This window comes from Lutibacter sp. B1 (genome assembly GCF_012524075.1).
GTDB lineage: Bacteria > Bacteroidota > Bacteroidia > Flavobacteriales > Flavobacteriaceae > Lutibacter.
In genome coordinates, this window is record NZ_JAAZUI010000107.1 from 1 (window position 1) to 1,182 (window position 1,182).

2 protein-coding genes are annotated in these 1,182 nt (G+C 29.0%); both read left to right on the top strand.

The genetic code is table 11. The annotated features are described in order from the left end of the window. Nucleotides 1-118 precede the first annotated feature (118 nt). Entirely contained in the window at nucleotides 119-268 is a 150-nt protein-coding gene (locus HGB55_RS15085; protein WP_168817904.1) for a hypothetical protein, read from the top strand. A gap of 760 nt (nucleotides 269-1,028) precedes the next feature. Beyond that, the coding region (locus HGB55_RS15710; protein WP_168817822.1) for a helix-turn-helix domain-containing protein at nucleotides 1,029-1,182 on the top strand (154 nt) is incomplete at its 3' end.

Below are 1,182 nucleotides of genomic sequence, written 5' to 3' on the forward strand. Positions count from 1 at the left end.
CCAAATGAATTCAGATATTTAGTTTATAAAAATTACAAAATAATTTATTGGATAAATAAGAGTGAAAAACGGATTGAAATTAATGATATTTTTGATTCTCGACAAAATCCAATAAAGATTGAAAGAACTGAATAAAAGCCAGTTGCCAACACTGGCTATATTGCATTGTGGCAGATTTTCTTTTTCAGAAAATCCTCGTATATTTACTAACACAACTGCTATGGCGGAAAAATCTTGCCGATTTTTCCACAACGACAACATAGCCTAAACCGTTGCCTAAAATAACGAGATTGGAACTTGGCAGAGAAATTTTCTTTCAAAAATAATGATTTACTAAAGCTGAAAATTAATTCGATTTTGAGCATTATTCCGGAATGAGTTTTTGATCTATTTTTCTTCCAAAACTAAAATTCTGCTTCAACTGAAAATTCTCTGAGAACTCTTCTCTCCTATTTTATCATTCTGCTAAATTGAGAAATTTAATGGGTTGGATTCGTTAAATTTGAATAGATTTTCTAAACGTACGAGTTTTCTCTTATTCTTAGTTTTTTAAGCTAATTTTCTACTAAACCGAAAAATTCTCAACGATTGATTTTTTAAATAATTCATCTTCTTTTTATAATTAGTACTAAACTTGAAAAGTGAAACTCTAAAAGAAAGGTTTTCTGATTGTTTTTAGTTACTATTCTTAATTCTTACTAATCGAAAAAATGAATTTTAAAAACACACAAAGAATGAGAATTGTATCGGTCAGATTTGAGCAATGAATTGATTAAAATTCTGCTTAATAATGAAAAATTAGATATGATTTGAAATGGTTACTTTAGGCAACAACGTATATAGCTCATTGTGGCGGAATTTTTCAAAGGAAAAATTCCTTATATTTATTGTCAAAATTGCTTAGGCAGAAAAATCTCGCTGATTTTCCCACAACGAAGCCATATACAAACCCGTTGCACGTCATTTTCAGAGATGACGGCCTATTCAATAACTTAACGCAACAAATCTAAATTTATAGATTTGTAAATATGAGTTTAAAACACAGACGACTTTCTCTTAAAGAAAGAATCAAAATTGAGACACTTTTAAACGAGAATAAATCCAAAGCTTATATCGCTAAAACTTTAAACAGATCTCGTTCAACTATATCTCGTGAAATCAATAAATGGATTCAAGATCCTA